20 protein-coding genes and 3 pseudogenes are annotated in these 22776 nt (G+C 51.7%); 14 read left to right on the plus strand and 9 right to left on the minus strand.

Annotated elements, in window-relative coordinates; all coding sequences use genetic code 11:
- Positions 1 to 31 precede the first annotated feature (31 nt).
- From AC6I8P_RS23605 to AC6I8P_RS23625, 5 genes are all read right to left on the minus strand, one after another.
- Positions 32 to 1179 (minus strand): IS3 family transposase gene (locus AC6I8P_RS23605; protein WP_498031368.1). Its coding sequence is split into 2 segments (ribosomal slippage): positions 32 to 942 and positions 942 to 1179, totalling 1149 coding nucleotides; the frame shifts between segments, so codons are not numbered across the junction.
- Positions 1180 to 1301: 122 nt separating this feature from the next.
- On the minus strand, positions 1302 to 2183 hold the full coding sequence (locus AC6I8P_RS23610; protein WP_498031369.1) for a hypothetical protein: 882 nt from the start codon (positions 2181 to 2183) through the stop codon (positions 1302 to 1304).
- Positions 2184 to 2633 carry an NUDIX domain-containing protein gene (locus AC6I8P_RS23615; RefSeq protein WP_059013076.1) on the minus strand — a complete coding sequence of 150 codons (450 nt, stop codon included), beginning with the start codon at positions 2631 to 2633 and terminating at the stop codon, positions 2184 to 2186.
- 13 nt (positions 2634 to 2646) lie between these two features.
- Complete coding sequence (locus AC6I8P_RS23620) at positions 2647 to 3804, minus strand: DegT/DnrJ/EryC1/StrS family aminotransferase (protein WP_498031370.1); 1158 nt, start codon at positions 3802 to 3804, stop codon at positions 2647 to 2649.
- On the minus strand, positions 3805 to 4788 hold the full coding sequence (locus AC6I8P_RS23625; protein WP_059013080.1) for an NAD-dependent epimerase/dehydratase family protein: 984 nt from the start codon (positions 4786 to 4788) through the stop codon (positions 3805 to 3807). It lies immediately after the preceding gene.
- A 1052-nt stretch (positions 4789 to 5840) separates the two neighbouring features.
- Here AC6I8P_RS23625 and AC6I8P_RS23630 point away from each other — a divergent pair.
- Together AC6I8P_RS23630 and tnpA are read left to right on the plus strand one after the other, a co-directional pair.
- Positions 5841 to 6458 carry a recombinase family protein gene (locus tag AC6I8P_RS23630; RefSeq protein WP_059013098.1) on the plus strand — a complete coding sequence of 206 codons (618 nt, stop codon included), beginning with the start codon at positions 5841 to 5843 and terminating at the stop codon, positions 6456 to 6458.
- Positions 6459 to 6667: 209 nt separating this feature from the next.
- Positions 6668 to 7312: pseudogene (gene tnpA / locus AC6I8P_RS23635) on the plus strand (IS66-like element accessory protein TnpA); the annotation flags it as partial.
- A gap of 366 nt (positions 7313 to 7678) precedes the next feature.
- On the opposite strand, the gene AC6I8P_RS23640 reads toward tnpA, so the two are convergent.
- From AC6I8P_RS23640 to AC6I8P_RS23650, 3 genes are all read right to left on the minus strand, one after another.
- Positions 7679 to 7924, minus strand: coding sequence for a DUF2767 family protein (locus AC6I8P_RS23640; protein WP_059012369.1), 246 nt, complete (start codon positions 7922 to 7924; stop codon positions 7679 to 7681).
- 922 nt (positions 7925 to 8846) lie between these two features.
- Positions 8847 to 9050 carry an Hha/YmoA family nucleoid-associated regulatory protein gene (locus AC6I8P_RS23645; protein WP_059012371.1) on the minus strand — a complete coding sequence of 68 codons (204 nt, stop codon included), beginning with the start codon at positions 9048 to 9050 and terminating at the stop codon, positions 8847 to 8849.
- A 93-nt stretch (positions 9051 to 9143) separates the two neighbouring features.
- Positions 9144 to 9563, minus strand: coding sequence for a hypothetical protein (locus AC6I8P_RS23650; RefSeq protein WP_059012372.1), 420 nt, complete (start codon positions 9561 to 9563; stop codon positions 9144 to 9146).
- Between the two features lie 390 nt (positions 9564 to 9953).
- Between AC6I8P_RS23650 and AC6I8P_RS23655 the strand changes: the two genes are divergently transcribed.
- The 12 genes and pseudogenes from AC6I8P_RS23655 (at position 9954) to AC6I8P_RS23710 (ending at position 21881) form a co-directional block, all read left to right on the plus strand.
- On the plus strand, positions 9954 to 10109 hold the full coding sequence (locus AC6I8P_RS23655; protein WP_195910938.1) for a hypothetical protein: 156 nt from the start codon (positions 9954 to 9956) through the stop codon (positions 10107 to 10109).
- Positions 10110 to 10813: 704 nt separating this feature from the next.
- Positions 10814 to 11971, plus strand: coding sequence for an alpha-hydroxy acid oxidase (locus AC6I8P_RS23660; protein ID WP_059012374.1), 1158 nt, complete (start codon positions 10814 to 10816; stop codon positions 11969 to 11971).
- A gap of 919 nt (positions 11972 to 12890) precedes the next feature.
- A complete protein-coding gene (locus tag AC6I8P_RS23665) occupies positions 12891 to 14540 on the plus strand; it encodes a methyl-accepting chemotaxis protein (RefSeq protein WP_059012376.1) in 1650 nt (549 codons plus the stop codon).
- A 494-nt stretch (positions 14541 to 15034) separates the two neighbouring features.
- Positions 15035 to 15293 (plus strand): annotated as a pseudogene (locus AC6I8P_RS23670) (transposase); the annotation flags it as partial.
- Between the two features lie 268 nt (positions 15294 to 15561).
- Positions 15562 to 16028: pseudogene (locus tag AC6I8P_RS23675) on the plus strand (Tn3 family transposase); the annotation flags it as partial.
- 282 nt (positions 16029 to 16310) lie between these two features.
- Positions 16311 to 17162 (plus strand): transporter substrate-binding domain-containing protein, encoded by an 852-nt coding sequence (locus AC6I8P_RS23680; protein ID WP_059012378.1) that lies wholly within the window; start codon positions 16311 to 16313, stop codon positions 17160 to 17162.
- Between the two features lie 22 nt (positions 17163 to 17184).
- A complete protein-coding gene (locus AC6I8P_RS23685) occupies positions 17185 to 17832 on the plus strand; it encodes an amino acid ABC transporter permease (protein ID WP_498013348.1) in 648 nt (215 codons plus the stop codon).
- Positions 17829 to 18470, plus strand: a complete 642-nt coding sequence (locus tag AC6I8P_RS23690) for an amino acid ABC transporter permease (protein ID WP_222987268.1) — start codon at positions 17829 to 17831, stop codon at positions 18468 to 18470. The genes AC6I8P_RS23685 and AC6I8P_RS23690 overlap by 4 nt, the downstream gene beginning before the upstream one ends.
- Before the next feature lie 31 nt (positions 18471 to 18501).
- Positions 18502 to 19287: an amino acid ABC transporter ATP-binding protein gene (locus AC6I8P_RS23695; protein ID WP_230201135.1), complete on the plus strand. Its 786-nt coding sequence runs from the start codon at positions 18502 to 18504 to the stop codon at positions 19285 to 19287.
- Positions 19284 to 20534: a M20 family metallo-hydrolase gene (locus AC6I8P_RS23700; protein WP_059012380.1), complete on the plus strand. Its 1251-nt coding sequence runs from the start codon at positions 19284 to 19286 to the stop codon at positions 20532 to 20534. The genes AC6I8P_RS23695 and AC6I8P_RS23700 overlap by 4 nt, the downstream gene beginning before the upstream one ends.
- The gene (locus AC6I8P_RS23705; RefSeq protein ID WP_059012381.1) at positions 20531 to 21229 is read left to right on the plus strand and encodes a DUF1989 domain-containing protein; all 699 of its coding nucleotides are present in this window, start codon (positions 20531 to 20533) and stop codon (positions 21227 to 21229) included. The genes AC6I8P_RS23700 and AC6I8P_RS23705 overlap by 4 nt, the downstream gene beginning before the upstream one ends.
- 64 nt (positions 21230 to 21293) lie before the next feature.
- Positions 21294 to 21881 carry a cupin domain-containing protein gene (locus AC6I8P_RS23710; protein ID WP_059012382.1) on the plus strand — a complete coding sequence of 196 codons (588 nt, stop codon included), beginning with the start codon at positions 21294 to 21296 and terminating at the stop codon, positions 21879 to 21881.
- Positions 21882 to 22313: 432 nt separating this feature from the next.
- On the opposite strand, the gene AC6I8P_RS23715 is transcribed toward AC6I8P_RS23710, so the two are convergent.
- Positions 22314 to 22550, minus strand: coding sequence for a DUF2171 domain-containing protein (locus AC6I8P_RS23715; protein ID WP_059012384.1), 237 nt, complete (start codon positions 22548 to 22550; stop codon positions 22314 to 22316).
- Positions 22551 to 22776 lie beyond the last annotated feature (226 nt).

Raw genomic sequence — 22776 nt, forward strand, 5'->3', positions numbered from 1 at the left:
CTGAATAAACAATTGAATCGCCACGGATAATCTAGACACTTTCGAGCCGTTGATAATATTTGTTTTCGTATTCAGTTGGTGGCATCTGATCGCTCGAGCCATGCCGACGCTTACTGTTATAAAACGTTTCGATGTAATCAAAAATATCACTGCGGGCTTCTTCCCGTGTTCCGTAGATCTTTTTCTTAATCCGTTCGCGTTTCAGTAGCTGGAAAAAGCTTTCCGCAACCGCGTTGTCATGGCTGTTACCGCGACGACTCATGCTGCCTTCCAGACCGTGTGATTTCAGGAACGATTGCCACTCATGGCTCGTGTATTGACTGCCCTGATCAGAATGAACCAGTACCTGTTTTTGAGGATTACGCCTCCACACCGCCATTAATAATGCGTTCAGGATAATCTCTTTTGTCATGCGGGGTTGCATTGACCAGCCGACAACTTTCCGGGAGAACAGGTCAACCACCACGGCCAGATACAGCCAGCCTTCGTGAGTTCGGATGTAGGTTATGTCCGTCACCCAACGCTCATCTGGTGAGTCCGGATTGAACTGCCGCTGGAGCCTGTTCGGTACCACGATGCTGGCTTCGCCTTTACGTGCCCGTGGGCTACGGTACCCAACCTGAGCTTTTATACCGGCACGCTTCATCAGCCGCCAGACCCGGTTCACTCCGCACTGCTGCCCGCTATCCCGCAGGTCCAGATGGATCTTGCGATAACCATAGACGCAGCCAGACTCAGGCCAGAACTGTTTGATCTGCCCGGTCAGCATCTGGTCTGTCTGGTGACGCTGTGAATGTGGCTGCTGAAGCCAGACATAAAATCCACTCGGATGGACGTCCAGAACCCGACAGAGCAAACGAACAGGCCAGCAACGGCGGTTGTCGCGGATAAAGGCGTACCTCAGTCGGACAGTTTTGCGAAGTACGCCGCGGCTTTTTTTAGTATGTCTCTCTCGTCGGTAACCCGCTTCAGCTCTTTCTGGAGTCGGCGGATCTCGGCCTGAGCATCTGACTGTTCTTTATTAGTGGATGAGTCCGGGCCGTACTTCTTTATCCAGGCGTAAAGACTGTGGGTGGTGATATCGAGACGTGTTGCAACGCTGGAAACAGAATGACCGCGATCAACAACCTGTTTGACTGCTTCGATTTTAAACTCTTCGGGATAACGCTTACCGCTCATGGGCACCTCTCTTTAAGCCATCTTAAATGACTCCGAGGTGTCTGTTAAAGCCGTGGCTATTCATACTGTTGATAGTAACCATAACACTTTATTCAGCACTATGGTTACGAAGCCAACAGGACTTACTGAGTCTTGGCTGAAGTTTTGCTCAGTAAATATACGAGATAGAGAACAGAAATACAGCATATCCATGTTGATGATAAAATTCTCTCACCCATAAACAGACCTGAAAGAAGGAGTGTCAAAGGAAGCCTGATATAACTCACTGAGCTAACTTCAAGCCTGAATGGTGTAGAGAGGGAAATAATGTTCAGGATGCTTCCGGCCATTGCCAGCGCTCCACTGATAGCCATCCAGTTGAATTTAATGGCGTCCGGCGCCGGGATTTTGTTATATAAAATACAAATAAGAGTCAGAATAAATCCGCAAAAGTTATAAACAGAAAGATAATTTACAAGATTATCTTTCTCACGGCTTAACCCAGCAAAAACAAAAGCCTGGAGCGCCACACTAACAATGTAAATGTAATTCGCGTAGAGGCCAATGTTACTATCTACTCTGAATATCAAAAAACTAATTGAGATTATTAAAATGAATAACAACCAGGACTTTGGACTGTAACTCACTTTAAAAATAACTGCGCTAAATAAAATCAAGAAAACGGGTCTTAATTGCCCTGCCAGTGCAAAACCCGACAGACTGCCTGCTACAATGGCATAAACTCCGCACACGGAATTGATTATGTTAGCACCTGCGAAAGTTAACGTTTTACTGCTTTTGAAAGCACCTCGTTTGCAAAAAAATAAAAGAGGCAACCCGAAGCTAAAACGAAATAGTGCTATCCATGCAACAGGAACGTTGCTCAGAAGCAATTTTGAAAGAAAATCAGACCCCATGTAGAGAAATAACGAAAGCAAAGCGATGAATAAGGTTGAATTCTTTGATGTAAAACGGGCCGAAGCCCGTATGAATAAATCGTCAGGATGCGAATCAAACTGACCCATTTAACATTTCCTTTCCCGATAATATCGCAGATAGTGTAAATACTCATCATCCATGGTATCCGGAAGGTTATTCAGACTGAAAAAATCAAGCGCTCGCCCTTCTTCCGGATCGTTTATTATCTCTCCGGACCAGTCTGCTGAATAATAAAGAGAGGTGATGACATTAATTACATCTTTATTTTTCAGAGTAAAGGTATATTCAGGACCAGAAAAAACATTAAGGTGATGCAGCTCATGAATATCGATGTTGGTTTCTTCTTTTACCTCACGGATTGCCGTCTGTTCCAGTGATTCACCTGGTTCAAGCAGTCCGCCAGGGAGTCCCCAGCTTCCATCCGTGCGATGTTGCAGCAGCACATGTTGATGCTTGTCCAGAATGATAACGTTAGCCCCTGCCAAAAGCAGTAGCTGATGGCCTATCATGCTTCGTATATGTTTGACGTATGACATGCTCTACCCGCAATTATGAATGATGTTCCTGAACAGTACGTATTGCTCGAGCCACTTTTTCGGCATCATCTTTTGAAAGATCAGGATATAAAGGAAGACAAAGGATACTCCGCGCAATACTTTCCGTGACGGGGAGAGGCGTGTGAGAGTACTTACAGAAGGCTTTCATTTCATGCAGTGCCGGATAGAAGTATTTCCTCGTGGGGATCCCCATTTCCAGCAGTGCTTCAGCCAGTCTGTCTCTGTCACAGCCGAAGCGATTTGCATCGACAACGATCGACAGGTCTTTATAAGTGGTTTTCACATTGTGAGGAACAGTTTGAAGCGCAATGCCGGGTATTTCACAGATAATCGCTTTATAAATCTCCGCCAGATTTGTGCGAAGACGGATACTTTCATTCAGATGAGTGAGAGAGGCGATGCCAAGTGCGCACTGCATCTCGCTGAGCCGCCCGTTTAATCCAGCGAAGGCGTTATCATAATCTCCACCGTTACCATATTCTTTAAGTATTCTGACGCGTTCTGCCAGCGCTGCGTTATTGGTCGAGATTAACCCGCCTTCTCCGGTAACCAGGGTTTTCGTTGGTGTAGTACTGAACACTTCAACGTCCCCGAGACTTCCGATTTTCAGGCCATTAAGCTCTGATCCCATGGCATGAGCAGAATCAAAAATAAGCTTAAGGTCATATTTATTCGCAATTTCTTGTAACTTTTCACACTCTGCAGGGATGCCAAAAACGTGAACAGCCATGATGGCTTGCGTTTCAGATGTGATTTTACTTTCCAGATCTTTCGGACAAATTGTATATGTATCAGGAAGGCAGTCTACGAATACCGGTTTGGCGCCGGCCCGTACAATGGCATTTGCAGTTGCACAAAAGGTGAATGCCGGAACAAGTACTTCTCCTGTGATTTCCATGGCAAGCAGGGCGAGAATAAGGCCTGTGGTTGCTGAAGAAACGGCAATGACGTTTTCCGACTTAATGAACTCACTGACATTTTTTTCGTAAAGGGCGTTAAGTTTACCCTTCGTCAGCATGCCAGAAGCAATAACTGACTTTAAGTTATTCTCAATCTCGCTGAATTCAGGCAGAAAGGGGTTCAGGAAGGGAAGGCCTTCAGGGAACTCCTGTTGATGATTTCCAGTCATGGACTTTTTTATAATTTCCATTTATGCCGCCTGTTGCTGAGTGGTTTTAAGATTACTATAGATGTTCAAGGTGGGGCTGGGGATAATATGGCTGTCCAGAAGACTGATAATCTGGCTAATGCCCTTATCTACGGAAATGCTGGAAGCAAAACCGAGCGTTTCCCTTATTTTTTTAAAGGAAACCTGATAGCTGCGGTTATCTGAAAGCGCTCCGTGGACTTCTACCTTTGAATTGTGAACTAATTGTCCAATTTTGTCCCCCAGTTGTGCCAGAGTCATATTCAGCTCATCTGATCCAACATTGAACGTCTGGTTAATTACCGAGCTCTCCGGGGAAAAGATGATTTTACACAGGGCCCTTGCCACATCATGGCAATGGATAAATGGACGCCACTGGCCACCGCCATGAACGTGACATATACCCTCACTCAGCGCTAAGGCCGTCATCCCATTCACGGCAAGGTCGAAACGCATTCTGCGAGATGCACCAAAAACTGTAGCAAAACGGCAGTTCGTCATTATCATATCTGACGAAAACTGCTTTATCACTTCCTCACCAGAAATTTTACTCTCTGCGTAATAGTCTACTGGGTTGAGTTCAGACTCTTCTGTAAACAGATTGTCCCCATAACCGTAAACACTGCAGCTTGATGCAAATATAAACCTGCTGATGCCTGCTTCTGCTGATGCACTGGCGAGACGTTCTGTGGCTGTCACATTGACATCCTGGCAGGTTAATTTGTCGAAGCTGCATGCCGGGTTACCAACAATCCCTCCGAGATGAATCACCCCCTCAATATCTTTAAGTGATTTTTTAAGGTCAGACATATTTCTCAGGTCACCCTTTATTAAATCAAAACGAGGATTTTCATAAAAGGGGTAAAGTGCCCCTAGCCCAAACATGCCATTGTCCAGCACCCGAACTTGCTTGTTATTCTGAAGCAAAATTTCTACAACATGACTTCCTATATAACCCGCACCACCTGTAACCAGTATTTTCTCCATTGTTTTCCCTGTGTTATATCATTATAGGCAGGGTGATTTTTGATGGCTGACGGTATAAAGGTCAATGTTAATTTATACTTTCATGAAATTTTATTAAACATTCACATTACTGTAGTAGTACTGTGATAGGTTGGTGAAATAATGGGGGGGATTTTTTGGCATATTATAATCAAAGAATATGTGTTTCTTATTGTGCCTTTTATGACGGTGCTCCGGTAAAATACTGAGTAATGCATATTAATTTACCAGGGCCAAATTATATAATTTATCTTTTAACATTGCTTATCTTAATTATTCCAGTTCTCTGGTTTCTATTCAGGTTGAACATTCATAATACTTACGGCCATTTTAAGTATACTCTAACTGACCGCCACAAGACCTTAATAAAAAAGGGGTGATGCATGCCGGTGACAAAAACGAAAACTTTTTCGGGAAGGGTGGAGCGCGTCGTACATGTGGCCACTGTCAATGACGTTAACCTGATGCTGTATGGCGTTCTGCTTTCTGGCGAGCCGGAATGGTTGCGATCTGCACGACTGAGATTAAACAGGCAGAGAAAATTGCGTTTCTCAGCCCGGATGCTCACGTTGAAATCAGGGTACGGGACGACATAAATATCCAGGGGACGACGTACAAAGAATTTCACTCCCTCAGTTAACATCGTTTGCCCGTATTGAAAACATTCCCGGAGATCGCAGTGAAACCCTTCAGCCTTTTAGTAAACCATCCACTGGATGAAACTTATCTCAGTCCCCCGGGAGACTTCTGTGCGGAGGGTGAATTGCCCGAAGAGGAGACTGAGGTGCGTCAGGCGCTTACAGCCATGTATGTTCTGACAAACCGCCTGATGAACATCAGCTTATGGGACCGTCTTTTAAGAACCCGTAAATATTCGTCAGCCAGCCGTTCGGCGATCGAGGCACAGCGGAAGCTAATGGCGCTCGTGAACAGTACGCCCTTACACAAAGCCCCGCTGAGGCGCATTGTGAGCGACATGCGGCCGGGAAGCGCTCAGGGATTATTTACGTTAAGAGGGTGGGGCCGCTAAAGCTATGCAGATTGCACGTATTTATCTTCGTGTCAGTACGGATGAACAGGAACTGACGCGACAGAACAGCATTATTGAAGATGCCCGGGGCAGGGGTTTTTATGTCGCTGGCATCTATAAAGAGAAAGCATCTGGTGCCAGAGCTGACAGGCCTGAACTCCAGCGCATGATTGCCGATCTGCAACCCGGTGAAGTGGTTGTGGCCGAAAAAATTGACCGCATCAGCCGTCTTCCCCTTAATGAGGCAGAGCAGCTGATAGGCTCGATAAAAGCTAAAGGGGCAAAGCTGGCCATCCCCGGCATAGTGGATTTGTCCGAGCTGGCCATAAGTCAGGACGGCGTGGCCAGAATCGTGCTTGAGTCAGTCCAGGACATGCTGCTTAAGGTTGCCCTGCAGACGGCGCGTGACGACTACGAAACGCGAAGGGAAAGACAGCGGCAGGGCGTTGAGCTGGCAAAGGCATCGGGTAAGTACAAAGGGCGAAGGCCAGACAATAAAACGCACGAGCGCATTATTGCGCTTCGTGAATCCGGCATGACGATTGAACGGACCGCCACCCTGGCAGGCTGCAGCATAAGTCAGGTAAAAAGAATCTGGGCGATACACAAAGCTAAAAATTAAGCTTAAGTATCCCCCCTATACGCCATTATTTTTGCTTTTCTTCATAAAAGGACTCGGCCAATTTATGGGCTATATCCTCATGAAGTTTTGGAGATACACTAATAAAATTCTGTGCGGTTGCATCACTGAAATGTCCAGCTTGATGGCGGATCTCTCGTAAGCGGCTCATGTAGACCGTCTGTCCGGTTGCCTCCCGTTGCGGGACAATAGTGTCCATCATTTTTAATGGACATTATCGCGTGAAAAACCGGATATGGATCATGGAGGCACTGCGCCTTCATTTCGATGAAAATCTTTCGCGAATAGAAGCGGGGCGCAGGTTAGGCATCCCCAAAACCACCGTCTGCGAACTCTTCGTTCGCTTTAAGAACGCTGGCCTGGTCTGGCCTCTGCCGGTCAGCGTCGATGCCAGAAACCTGGATAAACGCCTGTACCGGCAGGACTCCCGAAAATCGTCCGTTCTTCCCGTAGTTACCCCTGCCGCTGCTGAAACACCGGCAGTTCACAGGCGGCCACGCCGCCCCAACTTCCCCCGGGAGTTCAAAATCGCCCTGGTGGAGAAATCGATGATGCCGGGCGTCAGCGTGGCGCAGCTTGCCCGCGAAAATGACATCAATGACAATCTGCTGTTCAACTGGCGCCGGCTTTATCAGCAGGGGCTGTTGGGGACTCCGGCCAATACGCCAGCACTGTTCCCCGTGACGCTGACCGCTGCCGAAAGACCGGCTCCCACGCTGATACCCTCTGCGGAGGCGTCTTCCTGCTGCGAACTGGTTCTGCCCGCCGGTACGCTGCGTATCCGCGGGACACTCACACCGGAACTTCTGCAGATGCTTATCCGGGAAATGCAGGGAGGTCAGCTTCACCGCGTGCAGCGCGAGCTGCAGCCGGAACAGGTCGTTCCGGGCCCGGAGATTGCCGTTGGCGGCGCGCCAGAGGTAGTCAAGCTTACCGGGTAAGTAGGCGCGCAGCCCTTTTCCCCGTCCCTCCTTCAGCAGCCAGCGGGTCAAGAACAGGTTTTCCTGTGAGGCCGAACCCGAAAGCCCGTCGCGACGGGCCGTGTGAAGCGCCACGAGTCCGCACCAGGCAAGGTGGCTGACGTTAGGGTTTGCTTTATCCATACCCTTTACGTTCAGGCAGCGCCGCGTCCCTCAGACGGGCTCATGCATGACGACTATTCCAGAGCCGTTAAGGTTCACATTAAACCCCGCGCCGGCCGCTTACGGCCTCGGGTGAGGCTCTGCGTCCTGCGTATCCGGAAGAATCTCCAGTTTATCGATGACTATTGACAACACCTCTCTCATCCTGGGAGACCATTTCCCCGGCGTATTCAGCTCCTCGCGAAATATTTCTGCAATCCGCAGCCGTGTTGTCTCCAGTCCGGCGTCGGCCAGCCTGAGCACCACCTCGCCCGTCAGGCGGTAAGCTTCTTCTGAGTTTTCACGCATCTCTTCGGTGACCTGCATAGCATTTTCCTCCAGACCGATACAGACGGGCGAGCAGTGCGCAGTCCGTCCTGTGAATGCCGCTTCAGCGGCTTGGAGGCGCCGGAAACCGTTCAGTACGGCGCTGATGCCATCGGGCGCCGCGAGCCCGGCAGAGCCGGTTACAGAACGGAGGGGCGAAAGCTCAACACCCCTCCTGACGGACGCCGTTTAAGCTCCGGCCATTTAGGCGCGCATCATCCTGATGGTCGGAAACAAAAGAAAGATACCGCGGGCATCTGCCTTACAGCGATACAATACTGAAGTTACAATATCCATCTATTAAGCGACTCTGTTCCGGCCCTCCGGATAGGGTCGCGATGCTTTTCAGGGTGGGTTTCACTCAATGCCATATAGAACCCGATTCTGATGATTTCTGGTATCTGGCCATTGGGTCTGGTGTTACTGAAATTGCTGCCTTTTGACCGCAATCTGCGGGAGCTGCCTTCAGTCGCGAAGCGGCTGTAACGGGCCGGCGCGAACGTCTGTTGGCGGCGAGTGCGGGCATTTAATAGTTCACAGGGCGCAGCCGTATAGGTTTTACTCTCAAAAGTAAGTAATAACGGATTTCAAAAGAAAGGGAATCGGGTTTTTTGGGAAGGATCATCACGGATTGTAAAAGTCCGGTTAGCAGTTAACCGTCTTTTCGGTTTAAAGATATATTAAAACCGTCTCGCGGTTAATGTGGATAATTCAGAAACGAGGATGGCGGACGTGAAGGCGGCGTGTTTTTGTACGCATGATCGCATTCCGGCGGTCTAGCTAAGCGGCTGACGTGGATGATATTTTCGCTGAGGGCGTGCTTCAGGCGTGCGCGGCCTTCTGACGCGAACCGGATATCCGGAACTTACAGCCGTTTACTGGCAGAGATTATGCCGTCAGGATGGACGGCATCTGTAGTGGATTACTTTACGTACTGCCAGACGTGCTTAGGTACACGGTCAAACAGATTGCCCGCAACGAGTTCGGCTTTGCGATGGTCATAGGCCTGCGTCATGGCAAATTCTTCATCGGGGTTTCCGGTATAGCTAAGGTGCTCGTAAACCTTTTCCAGCGTTTCCAGATTCTTGTATCGCCGGAACTTCAGCAGCCATTCGGTGCGATTCATCAGTATTCCGTCTGTAAGTTAATAATCATAGAAGAGCCGGATGATGAGGAAACCCGGCAAAAAATAAAAAAACTGGCAATAAGCTGATTTAATTTACTTTTTCGATAAGCAGCACCTGTATTCTGTGGTAAACCGTTCAACGGCCGACGCAGAAAACATTAACTGGTTACCTTGAGCTTTCACCGCTACCGGCAGGGCAATCCCCCGCAGAGGCTTTCCGGTACTGGCGGCCTGCCAGAGCGCCAGCGGGGCAATACCCGACTTGCGCGCAAATTCATCCAGCGACACAAGCGCTTCACCGGCGTACGGAGGAGAGGGTTCAGATGATCGCGTCTGCCACTGCCTAGAAAAGGCGATGGCTTCATCTTTCAGGAACATCACGGCGGCGCCGCGTACCTGACGACGCCGGGGGAGGGGGAGGCCAGCCAGCATCCCATCCGTGCGCGTTGCGCGCAGGAGGTCGCCCGGCCGGATGCCGAGCATGTCGGCAAAAAGATCCAGTCGAATATACATGTCTTACCTCTGTCTGATGTGTGTAAGGCAGTCCATCGCGGGTCCCGGGCATACATGCTATGGTGACTGAGATTAATCCTATTGGAGGAGTATAGATGCCAGCGGATGATCCGCCAGACCAGTATGTTAATGTCACATGACATTACAACGCGTCAGGTGTTCAGCAGCTGCCACAACTCGTAAATAACGCAGATACTTAATGGGATAATACCAGCACCATCTGGCGCCAGCCAGGCGGCTGGGCCATGAACACCCCGTAAGCACTCTGTTCCCACGCTACAAAATCCGGCGGCAGCAGATCTACTGCCGTAACCAGGGGGCGAGCGTATTCTCTGCGGCACCGTTCACCTGCATACGCCCGCTTAACGCGTTGAGCGCACGGAGCGCGTTATGACTGTGCTGAAAGGCGACAGCGCTGCCCCCTTCCCGGCTCTCCCGCCGGGCGCTATGCCGCAAATCCATGATACGTTTGCGATCGCCCCTCAGCTCAGCCCCATCCAGCAGGATAATGTTCCGGATAAGCCGCTGTTCACGTTTTCTATGTAAGCGTCACGTTTACACCGTCTTCCATTTCTGCCCGTGTTTCCTACCATGGACACTTTCGCGAAGATGGACACTACCGTGGACAAAAACACGCCCTGTATTATAAGACGATGGGTCACTCAGGCACTTGGCCTCCGGTTAACGACGGACTGACCTAAGGGAGATTGCAGGGCACCTAAACATCAGTTCGGGCGCTACACATAAGATGTTCACGCGCTTCCGGCGAAGCGGCGTCAACTGGCCCTTGCCCGAAGACTACACGCCTGAAGGTTTGAAGAGGAGCTTTACGCTTTCAACCTTGAAACGACCCGACCCGTTAAAAACGGCGTCCGGACTGGCTGCTTGAGTTCAAAATCCGCATGGCGGAATGAGCCTGCAGCCGGATGCTTGTATGGCCCAGCTGGCCCGGGAATACGGCCACAACGACAACCTTGTGTTCAACTGGCGCAAGTTGCACCGTTAGGGCCTACTGGACACCCTGCCACGTGCGCCGGGATGATCAGGATCATCCTTACTTACTGGTTAATACCATATAAATATGGAGCTTCAATACGGTCTGTATGTGGCGTTTGCATTTCCGAAAACTGTTCTTATGCAAATATCACATTAGTATTGCCAAATTATAGATTTGTGAAATCCCGCCAGTGCAATAGCATTGATCCCTTTGGTTTTCCGCTGCCTTCTCCCCCAACTGGATCATCACCATCATGCGCAATATGCAGTCGCGTTGCCTGTCTCTGAACGACTTCGAGAAGTACGCTCAACGTTATCTGCCGCATCCGCTGTTCGCCTATGTTGCTGGCGGCGTCGAGGACAATATCGCGCTGCGCAACACGCTGGCGTCCTACGCGCGCTACAACCTGATCCCGGAAAACATGGTGGATGTGTCGCAGCGCAGCATTGGGGTTGAGCTCTTTGGGCAGCGCTACGCGGCACCGGTTGGCATCGCGCCGATGGGCATCTCGGCGTTGACCGGTTTTGACGGAGATTGCACGCTGGCCCGCGCGGCGATGGAGAAGAAGGTGCCGTTTATCATGAGCGGCTCCTCGCTGACGCGGCTGGAAGATGTGGCGCAGGTGAATCGTGATATGTGGTTCCAGGCGTATCTGCCGAAAACGCTGGAGGAGATTGATGCGCTGATCGATCGCGTTAAACGTGCCGCCATCCCGGTTCTGGTGATCACCGTCGATACGCCAGTTAAAGCCAATCGGGAAAACAACGTGCGCGCCGGATTTGCCACGCCATTCCGTCCCAGCCTGCGTCTGGCGTGGCAAGGCATTACGCATCCGCGCTGGTTAAACGGCACCTTATTAAAGACGCTGATGAAAAGCGGCATGCCCTATTTTGAGAACAATAATGCGCAACGCGGCGCGCCGCTGTTTTCGAAAAACGCGGTGCGGGATTTCAGCGGTCGCAGCCACTTAACCTGGCAGCATATCGGGCATATCCGCGCGCGCTGGCCTGGCGCGATGGTGATTAAAGGCATTCTCAGCCGCAACGATGCGCTGCGCTGTAAAGCCATCGGCATCGACGGCATTGTGGTCTCCAATCACGGCGGCCGACAGCTGGATACGGTGATCCCTCCATTATATGTGCTGCCGGAAATCGTTGAAGCTGCGGGTGAAATGACAGTGATGTTTGATAGCGGGATTCGCCGCGGCACCGACGCCATCAAAGCCATCGCGCTGGGAGCGCAAGCCTGTTTTGTCGGGCGGCCGTTTAATTATGCTTGTGCGGTGGGCGGTTTATCGGGTGTTAATTTAGCCATTGATTTGATTACCAGCGAGGTGAGCCGCGATTTAGGCATGTTAGGTGCGGCGTCGCTGGCGGAGTTAGGGGAGCGGCATTTGCGGTTAGTCGATTAACGTATACGTTTTCTGCGAGGTTGTAGCCCTCTAACTCGTGGCATTGAGGTTTCAACTGAAGAAATGCTGGACATGTAAAAGAAGCCAATGACTATATGTTACATGTACAAAATTCGGCTATGGAATTCATGTATCAAAGCCTTCTCAGTTCAGTATCAAATCCATCAGATAATTAAGCATAGCCTCCCTGTGTAGTTGTCAACACGGTTTTTATGTGACGCTAACTTTTCTGTTTCGCTTCTCACCTTTTACTCAGAGCAGGCAGTTACTCAGCGCGTGCCGGCACCAGCGCATTTCCTGCAGGAAGTCCTGAAAACTGCCCTTTTCTGACGCCGACACCCTCTTTTCAGTCAGTTGCTACAGGCGGAAGCAGGTGACCAGCGCCTGCACTAACCCGGTCGCCGCCAGCAGCATCAGCACGAGCAAACGCAGCCTACCCGTAGCCAGCCGGTCCCGCCGATGCAGCTGCCTGCGGCAGTCAGCATCGGCGGCAGTAGTCTCCGGCGCCGCGCCCTGCCGTGACCTCGCGCAGGCCCTGCCACAGGCGGGAGTAATTGCGTCCGGCATGGCGACTCCAACTGGATACCTCCCACGCCGGCAGAACCAGGTTCAGCGCTATCCAGCTCACGCGCTTCGGCGCGATGCGGCGTTTCTTTGCGCTCCCTTGCGGAGCCGCTTAATTAGCTTCTTTGAAAAGGAATCTCCTCCTGTGGTCAGTGCGGCTCAGCAGACGAAAACGTCAAGTGGGGAGCGCCGCCCTCCCTTATCCCAGAGAAGGTATTCTCTAAAGACGCTTTTCACTGAGCCGATAACAGAAAAGGATCAGGGTTGCTTTCTTGCCCGTTCACAAAAAACAGGTTCCGGCTCATGCTGCCAGGTACCTATGTTCTTTCGTATTTCCCTGCAGGAAATTTAATTTATGAACAACACCAGAATTGGCGTTCGCCTGAGTGTGGCCTTCGCTTTCATGATGCTGATGGTATTTTTTATGGCCCTCATCGGTATCAGCCGTCTCGTTTCGCTGGGTAGTACCACAGAACTGATTGCCGGCAGCCTCTACTCAAAATCCACCGCATCCTCAGAGCTGCGTTTTTATACCGCCGACATGAGCCGGCTTGCGCGCAACGTCATCCTGATTAACGATCCAGCCCGGCGAGATAAAGTGTTTACTGACTATCAGGCAGAGCGGCGGAAGGTTGATGAGCTGACGACTCTCATTCAGGGTCAGATTGATTCTGTACGCGGTAAGGAAATTTTTACTACCCTAAAGGCTCGCGGCGAGCTGTTCCTGCCCTTTATTGATGAGGTGGTGGCGCTGGGGCGTCAGAACAGAAACAATGAAGCCACACAGCTGCTGTTCGGGCAACGGTACCATACGCAGGGTGATTACATGGCATCCCTGAACGAAATGCAGCAGTTCCAGGAGGGGCGCATGAGGGCGTCTGCTGCAAAGGCCGTGCAGGAGCGCCAGCATGCAGTGGTGTTGCTTGCCGGGGCGGCACTTGCCGCTCTGCTTTTGGGCATTGTTGCCGCAGTGGTGATTACGCGCAGCATCACCCGCCCGCTCAACGTGGCGCTGGACGCAACGCAGCGCATCGCCCGCGGTGACTTGAGCCAGACCGTGCCCGTCAGCGGCCGGGATGAGGCCGGCAGGCTGCTTCGCGCCGTCAGCGAGATGCAGGAATCACTGGTGCAGACCGTGAGTACCGTGCGCGGCAACGCTGAAAGCGTGGCCACGGCCAGCCTGCAGATAGCACAGGGTAACTCGGATCTCTCCCAACGCACCGAAGAGCAGGCCAGCGCGCTGGAGCAGACCGCTGCCACCATGAGTGAACTCAGCGTGACGGTCAGAAATAACGCCGACAACGCCCGGCAGGCGGCGCAGCTTGCCGTGAACGTACGTGAAGTCGCTCACAGAGGCAATGCGGTCACTGCCGACATCACCGGCACCATGAAAACCATCGGCGAAAGCTCTGCGCGTATTGCTGACATCACGTCTGTCATTGACAGCATTGCCTTCCAGACTAATATTCTGGCGCTCAATGCGGCCGTTGAAGCGGCCCGCGCGGGTGAGCAGGGGCGGGGCTTTGCCGTGGTGGCCGGGGAGGTGCGCACGCTGGCACAGCGCAGCGCCACGGCGGCGGGCGAAATCCGTCAGCTGATTGAGGCGAACTCAGCCAGCGTCAATGCGGGTAGTGCGCTGGCAGGCCGCTCCGCGGAGGCCATGTCTGACATCGTCTCCTCCGTGGGCCAACTGGCCGACACGGTTGAGGAAATCACCGCTGCCGGCACAGAGCAGGCCCGCGGCATTGAGCAGGTAGGCATCGCCGTTACGGAGATGGACGGGGTGACCCAGCAGAACGCCGCGCTGGTTGAGGAATCGGCCTCGGCCTCGCAGAGCCTGCGTGAGCAGGCGTCCATGCTGCTGCAGTCAGTGTCAGTATTCACGCTTGCAGCAGAGTCCCCTTCACGTTACCCGATACAGACCGCCGCTAGTACATCAACGGTCCCGATAAGGGTCAGGCAGGAAATGCCAGCCGGTACGGACGAAAACTGGACCACTTTCTGATTAACCCCAGCGTCCCGGCATGCCGGGACATACAAGGCCGGATCACTGAAAGCGTGGTGTTAGAAACTACTGTCAATACGGTAATATTGTGACGCTTGCCTGAAAAGAGTATGAAAACCTGGAAGACCGAATCTGCCATTTCCGCAACGGCTCGGCGCCGGGAAAAGGCAATCAGAACGCACGCAGTCAGTGAAAAAGCATACAGATGGTCAAACATGTATTCAGCCAGTGTGGTCATACACATTAAATAACAGATCCCGCCGATTAGATTTCCTGTCATCACCTGAAGCTGAGCACCCACTGGCTCAGATGGATGAAACAGAATTACCTTCAGGCAGAAAAACTGACCAGCGCCAATGCCCTCCTGGTGGATTTTCAGTCCTCGCTAGGGTTACCGACCACCAGGGCGGGCATAAAACTTCATCTGTCGACGAAATAATGGATAAATCGGCAAATTACGGTGCACCAAATGAGCTAGTGCGGAGGTTGTGCTGATGAAAAAGTCAGGATTCACCGAAGAGCAGACAGTTTTGCCCTGAAGCAGGCTGAGCTGGGTACGCCCGTACCGTGAGTCTGCCACAGGCTGGGCATCTCCGATGCCACGTTCAGCCCTGGCGCAAAAAGCACGTCGGGATTTCTCCTTCAGAACTGAAACATATGCGGTAGCTCGAGGAGGAAAACCATCGCCTGAAGAAGCTGGTTGCCGATCTGAGCCACGATAAGGCCATGCTTCAGGATGTGATGGCAAAAAAGAGCTGACGCTGGCACGCCTGCGCGAGTGGGTCAGGGATTTACAGACCCGCTACGGTGCCAGTGAAAGACAGGTCTGCTTTGCGCTGCGGGTCTGCCGCAGTTCATTCTCCCATCAGCTTTAAGTTGACGCTGCCGGGCGGGAGCCTGTGGCTTAACCGGGCCACTGAAGCCAGAGCTCCTGCGTGTACTTGTCAGCGATTTCAGAGAGGGCGAGGCATGATTAACTTCCGGCTGGCTCACATATCTGGCTGGTCACCAGCGTAACGGATATCCGAAACAGTATGTTATGCCAAAGGCTCTGAGGGAGATCGGGCATATCGAAAGGTTACTGTTTATGCTGGACTGCTTTCTGGGGCTCTCCCTTCAGCGGCGCGTACGGCGGGGTTGAATACAGACGAGACCCGAAACGCCCTGGCGCAAGAAGTCTTTATGCCTCGGTCAGGGGAAATTATAGACTGGGGAATGGAAAATCAGAGCTATCGGCCAGAGGGCTGACATTACAAACTGCGGCGTTCTTACTGTGGAATATTGTGTATATAGAAAGAGCCATAGCGGCTCTGAAGCGAATAGGGATACCAATAAAATGATCAGAATATTGCTCATTTGTCCCCGCTGGGATGGGAGCATATAAATCTGAGCGGAGATTACGTCTGGCGAACAAATCTCAACCCGGGACAGGGTAAATACCGCTCTTTAAATACAATATATAGTCGTCTGTACAAAAAACAGGCTTAACGTACGATGTTCTCCACTTTCCAGGCGGACCCCATCAAAAAGATACTCACATTGCCCCCTCACTAGGCAGTGAAAGCACCATCACTGTGCAATGCACGCGAGTCGCACACACCTTTAACCACCACGCCTCAAACCTAGGAAGATCTTTCTTAGCAAAATATCTGTTATCTTTCAAAGAGATATAAATATTACGACTGGGCCTGTGCATCTGGCATGTTTCATGCTCCTGTATTTATATTCAAGTATCTTTACTAAAGTTCAAATCACTTTCGGAGAGCCGCCATGACACTGATCCGTTTTTCTTTGCCTGCCAGCCTGGCAATGATTTCTGCTAGCTTGTTTTGCACTCCAGCAAACGCCGATCTTCTTGACAGGATTAAAGAAGCGAAGGAGATAACCGTTGCCACGGAAGCGCGCTACGCCCCCTTTGAGTATGTCGATGATGGCAAAATCGTGGGCTACGACGTGGATCTTATGAATCACATTCTGGCGAAATCACTGCCAGGGGTGAAAGTGAAACAGCTAGATCTGCCTTTTCAGGGCATTTTGCCGGGGCTGGATGCGAAAAAATTCGACATCGTGATCACTGCTGTCACCGTCAACAAACAGCGTATCGGGCACTTTGGTTTTACCGCTCCAGTAGCGGAATCCACCGTGGCATTACTGAAACGATCGGAAGACAACGCCATCAAATCGCCCGATGACCTGAGCGGTAAAGTGGTTGGCACCCAGGCCGGTTCCGGCCAGCTTCAGGTGTTACAGGCATTTGACCACGCACTTCGTGCCAGTGGCAAACCAGGTATTAAAGAGATCAAACAGTACACCGCGTTTGATGAAGCCTATGCCGACCTTGCGTCCCGCCGACTGGACGGTGTTGCACAGTCGCTCTCTAACCTCGGGCCGTTGATCAAAACCCGCCCGGGGGTGTTCGCCACAATACCGCAAATGCTCGGACCGCAGACCTATTTTGGCTGGGTTGGGCGTAAAGATGCCGATAGCGCTTCGCTGGTGAAACTGTTTAGCGACGGCATTATCGAAGCCAATCGCGACGGAACTATGAAAGAACTTCAGCAGAAGTGGTTTGGTTTCACCATGATCGTTCCGGCAACGGCAATGCCTGAACCGGCGCTGTGAGTTCTGACTGATGACGGATTTTATGACGAGCTTTATCCACTGGCTCCCCGCGCTCCTTGAAGGGGCAGTCACCACGGCCACACTTTGCCTGACGGCAATGGCACTCGGGTTTCTGGTGGGCATTGGCTTATGGCGTATGTCTGTCAGCCCGCGATGGATCTCCCGCATGACGTCCCATGGATGGGTCAGCCTGTTCCGGGGAACTCCGGTGCTTGCTCAGTTGCTGCTCTGTTTCTATCTGCCTTCTCAGCTAGGGCTGAATTTCCCTGGTTTTCTGGCCGCCAGCCTCGCGTTAACCCTTAATACTGCGGCGTACCAGTCGCAGATACTGAAAAGTGGTTTTGCCAGCATTGCTACCGGTCAACTGGAGGCAGCGGCCATTTGCGGGTTGAGTTCACGGCAGATTTTATGGCGTATCCAGGTGCCACAAGTGGTAAGGGCAACGATGCCGTCACTGATTTCTGAACTGATTGATGTGGTAAAAACCTCGGCGGTCGTTTCCGTGATCGCGCTGACGGATTTAATGCGCGTTGGCCAGCAACTGGCGTCATCCACCTATCAACCATTGCAGGTTTATCTGGCCGTCGCGCTGGTCTACCTGATGTTGACCAGCCTGCTGGCATTCGCCGGACGTCAGGCAGAACGCCACTGGCAGAGGGAGCAACGATGACGGAATTTGCACAATACCTGCCGGATTATATTCGGGCACTGGGCGTCACGCTTATGTTGAGCCTTTGCGCGGCCGTTGGTGGTATGTTGCTGGGCTTCGTGATGAACGGCTTATGCCGCCAGAGCAGCCTGGCATATCACTTGTGGCGCACTTATGTCTGGATCATTCGCGGCACACCGTTTCTGGCGCAACTGGCAGTGATCTACTTTGGCTTACCGTCTGTTGGCATCATGCTCAGTGCTGTCGAAGCAACCATTCTGTCTCTGATGCTGTATAGCGCCGCCTATTTTGGTGAGATTTTCCGTGCTGCCTGGAACAGTATCCCGCCGGGGCAACGCGAGGCGGCGCTGGCGAACGCTATCTCTTCACAACGCTGTTTCTGGCATATCCAGACACCGCAGGCCATTCGCTTTGCGCTGCCGCTTCTGGGTAATCAGTTTATTTTGACCATTAAAGAAAGCGCCGTTGCTTCCATCATTACGGTGCCGGAACTGACCATGACCACCAGTCAGATTGTCGCCAACACCTATAGCTACGTTTTGCCTTACACGCTGTTGATTATCAGCTACTGGTTGCTGGCTCAGGGCGTAAGTCTGAGCGTAAGAACCCTGAGCTATGTGCTACGAACCGGAGAATAACGTGAGTAATCGTTCTGTACCCGTCCTTGAAATGCGCCATGTTGGTAAATCATTCGCCGACCATATGGTGCTGAATGACATTAACCTCAGTGTCCACCATGGTGAGATTGTCACACTTATAGGTCCCTCTGGTTCCGGAAAAACCACAGCACTACGCTGTATGAATTTTCTCGAAGCCTACGACAAAGGCGATGTGCTGATCAAAGGCCAGTTGCTGGGATATTCCGGCACCCAACGTGGCCCCGCGCACGTGGATAGCACACAACAGATTGCCGATGTGCGCAAACCATTATCGATGGTTTTTCAACAATTTAACCTCTGGCCGCATATGACGGTGCTGGAAAATGTTACGGCGCCGCTGGTGTTGGGCAAAAAAATGTCCCGCCAGCAGGCGAAGACTGCCGCAATGTCTGCACTCGGGCGGGTGGGGATGTTGCCAAAAGCCGATGACTGGCCAGTTCGCCTTTCTGGCGGCCAGCAGCAGAGGGTAGGGATCGCTCGTGCACTGGCGCTTAACCCGGAGTTATTGCTACTCGATGAACCGACTTCAGCGCTCGATCCTGAGCGTGTTGAAGAGGTGCTGGACGTAATCCGCGACCTGGCAGGACAGGGCATGACGATGGTGATGGTGACCCACGAGATGGCCTTCGCCGCGCATATTTCATCACGGTTAGTATTTATGGCTGATGGCAATGTCATCGAAAGTGGTACGCCGCGCCAAATTTTCACTCAACCGAAAAGCGATCGACTGCGCAGTTTCCTGGCACCGCTGTTCCGCCGTCCCCTTCAATCTGAAGAGCTGGAGAAATTAGCATGAAAGAGACCAGTTTACGGGTTGCCCGGCATATTGATGCAGATCTACTGAATACGCTTCTGGAAAAACTGGCCCGTTTTGGTGGGCTGGAAAACGGTGGTACCAATCGGCAGGCACTGAGCGATATTGAGTTTGAAGCCCGCTGCTGGCTGATCGGCTACGCACGAGAACTGGGCTGTGAGGTTTACCATGACGCCGCCGCGAACCTGTTCTTTCGGCGTCCGGGCCGCCAGAACATCGCACCGGTCACCACCGGTAGCCATGTGGATACCCAGCCCTGCGGTGGAAATTATGATGGCTGTTACGGCGTGATTGCCGGAATGGTCTGTTTAAAAGCCTTAAATGATGCGCAAGTGGTGACAGAACGCCCGGTTGAAGTGGTGATCTGGACCAACGAAGAAGGCAGCCGTTTCTCCCCGGGCGCAATGGGCTCAAGCGCGTTTGTCTACCCACAACGCCTTGCCCAGTACCTCGATACTATCGGCGAAGATGGCGTGGTGTTTGCCGACGCACTCAGCGCATATCAGGCCCGGTTTGCGGAGATCCCGCTGCGCCCGGATCGGCAGATGGCCTGTTTTATTGAGCTGCATATTGAGCAAGGCCCAGTGCTGGAAGCGCGCGGCCAGCCGCTGGCAATTGTTAGCGGTATCCAGGGCGTACGCTGGTATCAGATAACCTGCCTCGGGTTTTCTGCCCATGCGGGCACCACGCCAATGAAACTGCGCCAGGATGCGATGACGCTGGCGCGCGATACGCTGGCGCAGATTGAAAATCAGATGGATAGCAGCGATGACGATTTACGTCTCACTTTTGGTCGCTGGCAGGTGGTCCCCAATGCGGTAAATACTATCCCCTCCAGTGCCAGCTTTACCGTAGATTTTCGCCATCCTGACCCGGAAATTCTGGCCCGGTTCGACGCGCTTATCGCCGGTCTTGCCAGTGAGCAGGTGAAAGTGGAGCCGCTGTTGAATAAAGCTCCGGTAAGTTTTGACCCACAGCTCAACGCTGTATTAACGCGCGCAGGCACGGCGCTGCATATTTCCCATACGACGCTACTTTCTGGAGCGTTTCACGATGCGATGCATCTGGTTGAACACTGCGCGACCAGTATGCTTTTTGTCCCCAGCCACCGTGGTATTAGCCACAACCCGACTGAATATACCGATCCTGACTCACTGGCCGCTGGCGCACGAACGTTAGCCTGCGCGTTGACTGAGTTATCTCTTACTATTGAAGGAGTTAAACCATGACCACAAATCAATTTCCGGCCTGCTGTGCGAAAGACAATGGTGATGCACTGGGCGTGAACCCGACGTCAACGTCACCGATCACCGCTGATGGTGTGCCTGTATTGAATGAGCTGTATACCATTCCGCCGCGTTGTGGGCGTGCTGTGCATTTGAAAAAAGGCCAGCTCATTAAGATCATCAACACGCCTGGCAGCCAGGTATGCGATACATGGTTTTTCAATAGTGCCGATCTCAGCGAGTTTGCATCGATGGAACATACCCGCGCGTTTATCGATAAGATCATCCCAAAACCGGGTGATGTGCTGGTCACCAATCAGCGCCGCGCGATTGCCACCTTGCTGACGGACACCTCACCGGGTGTACATGACACGATGATTGCGGCATGCGATCTCTATCGTTACACCAACATGGGTATTACCGAATATCACGATAGCTGTGCGGATAATATGCGTCTGGCACTGAACGCGATTGGTTTGCGTGCCCGCGAAGTGCCGCAGCCGCTGAACTTGTGGATGAACACGCCGGTAAACCCTGATTATTCAATTTCATGGTTGCCTACGGTCAGTAAAGAAGGAGATTTTGTAGAAATTCGGGCTGAGCTGGATTGCGTGGCCGTGATGTCTGCTTGCCCACAGGACATCGTGCCGATTAACGGTTGTTCGCCGAAAGAGATCCAGTTCGCTGTAATAGAATGATTTATCTTGCCGGGCCTGCCTGCCAGTATGCAGGCCACAGGCAGAATTTAACGAAGCAAAATCAATGAAAAAAAACACCGATCTCAAATCATCAGGCACGCCTCTGGGAATGCGCCTGCGTCACGCTCGTCTTGTACAGGAAATGACGCTTAAACAACTTGCGCAAAAGGTAGAATGTTCGGAAAGTTTATTATCAAAGCTGGAAAACGAGGCGGCATCACCCTCGCTGGCCATGCTGCACCGGCTGGCAAAAGCGCTGGATACCAGTATCGCCGATCTGATGGCCGAGGAGTGGGCCGCCGAACAACCCGTATTAAAGACTGAACAGCGCAACCGCAAACGTTTTTTACAGCGCAGTAAAAAAGGCGGTATTGAGCTGGAAAACCTGACGTGGCAACACAAAGGGGGTCTACTGCAAGGCAATATCCACATTATCGAACCTGGGGTTGCCAGTGATGGCCTTATTGAGCACCAAGGTGAGGAGATGGGTTATGTGCTGGAAGGTAAACTCGAACTGCGGCTGGGCGAGGATACCTGGGTGCTGGAGCAGGGTGATTCATTCTATTTCCCCAGCCATATACCACACGGTTATCATAATATCGGCAGCGCAGTTGCGCGTGTACTGTGGGTTAATACGCCGGTTACCTTTTAAATTTGTGTTGTTGCAAAAAGCCAGCAACAATCAGACTGGCTTTTTGCATATATTCCTGTTTCAGCGCCTCGTTGTCTGTAGTCTCAATCTATGCGGGCAGGAAAGTTACATTCCAGGGGCTGCCATGAGCGCAGACAGTTAGTTTAAGTCCGAGCCAATACGCCTATGAGTGATCGATAATATGATCTCTGTGTGACGCTTACGAAAATATCAACCTCAGGATCGAATGTAGGTGCAGATGGCGTTCTAACGAGAAGAAAAATCTGCCATATGGATATCAGATAAAATACTGGTTTCGTATGGCAGGGTTGCCGGAAGTAGATCAGAATATATATGCGTGAAAAAAATTGTTGTGTTCAATGCCAGGGAATTATGCAGTAAATACGATAAAGCGTTTAAAATTAGCCGCGGCATAACAGCCGCGGCGTTTCATCACACAGCCTGCCACTCACTTTCCACTTCATCTTTAGATTTGGAAAGAATGACTTTGTTATCATCTACTTCCTTAACCCAGCTGAAGGGAATGATGTGATGCTGGCCGCCGGCTTCCGGGTCACTTTTCGCCAGCTTAATTTTGTCATCCCCTTCAAGGTGGTCAACAACACCCACGTGTTCGCCATCAACGTCCACTACCTGCACATGGTCCAGAACTTCTGCTTTATCAACCATAATTAATCCTTAGTAACGTCTGGTAAATGATGGATTAACCCAGTCGTCATGCTGGGTATGCATTTTAAGCGTGGGTTATTAATCTGTCTGACGTCAAGTAATTAACGGAATGAAATATCTGCCTTACCGCAGTGTACGGCGTATACCTATAGCACGCTTTTCAGGCCCGCGGCTGCAGGGCCCGGTTTGACAACAGTTTACCCGAAGCCATGATGAAAGCGCTGGC

The organism is gamma proteobacterium symbiont of Lampromicra miyakona (assembly GCF_059730895.1).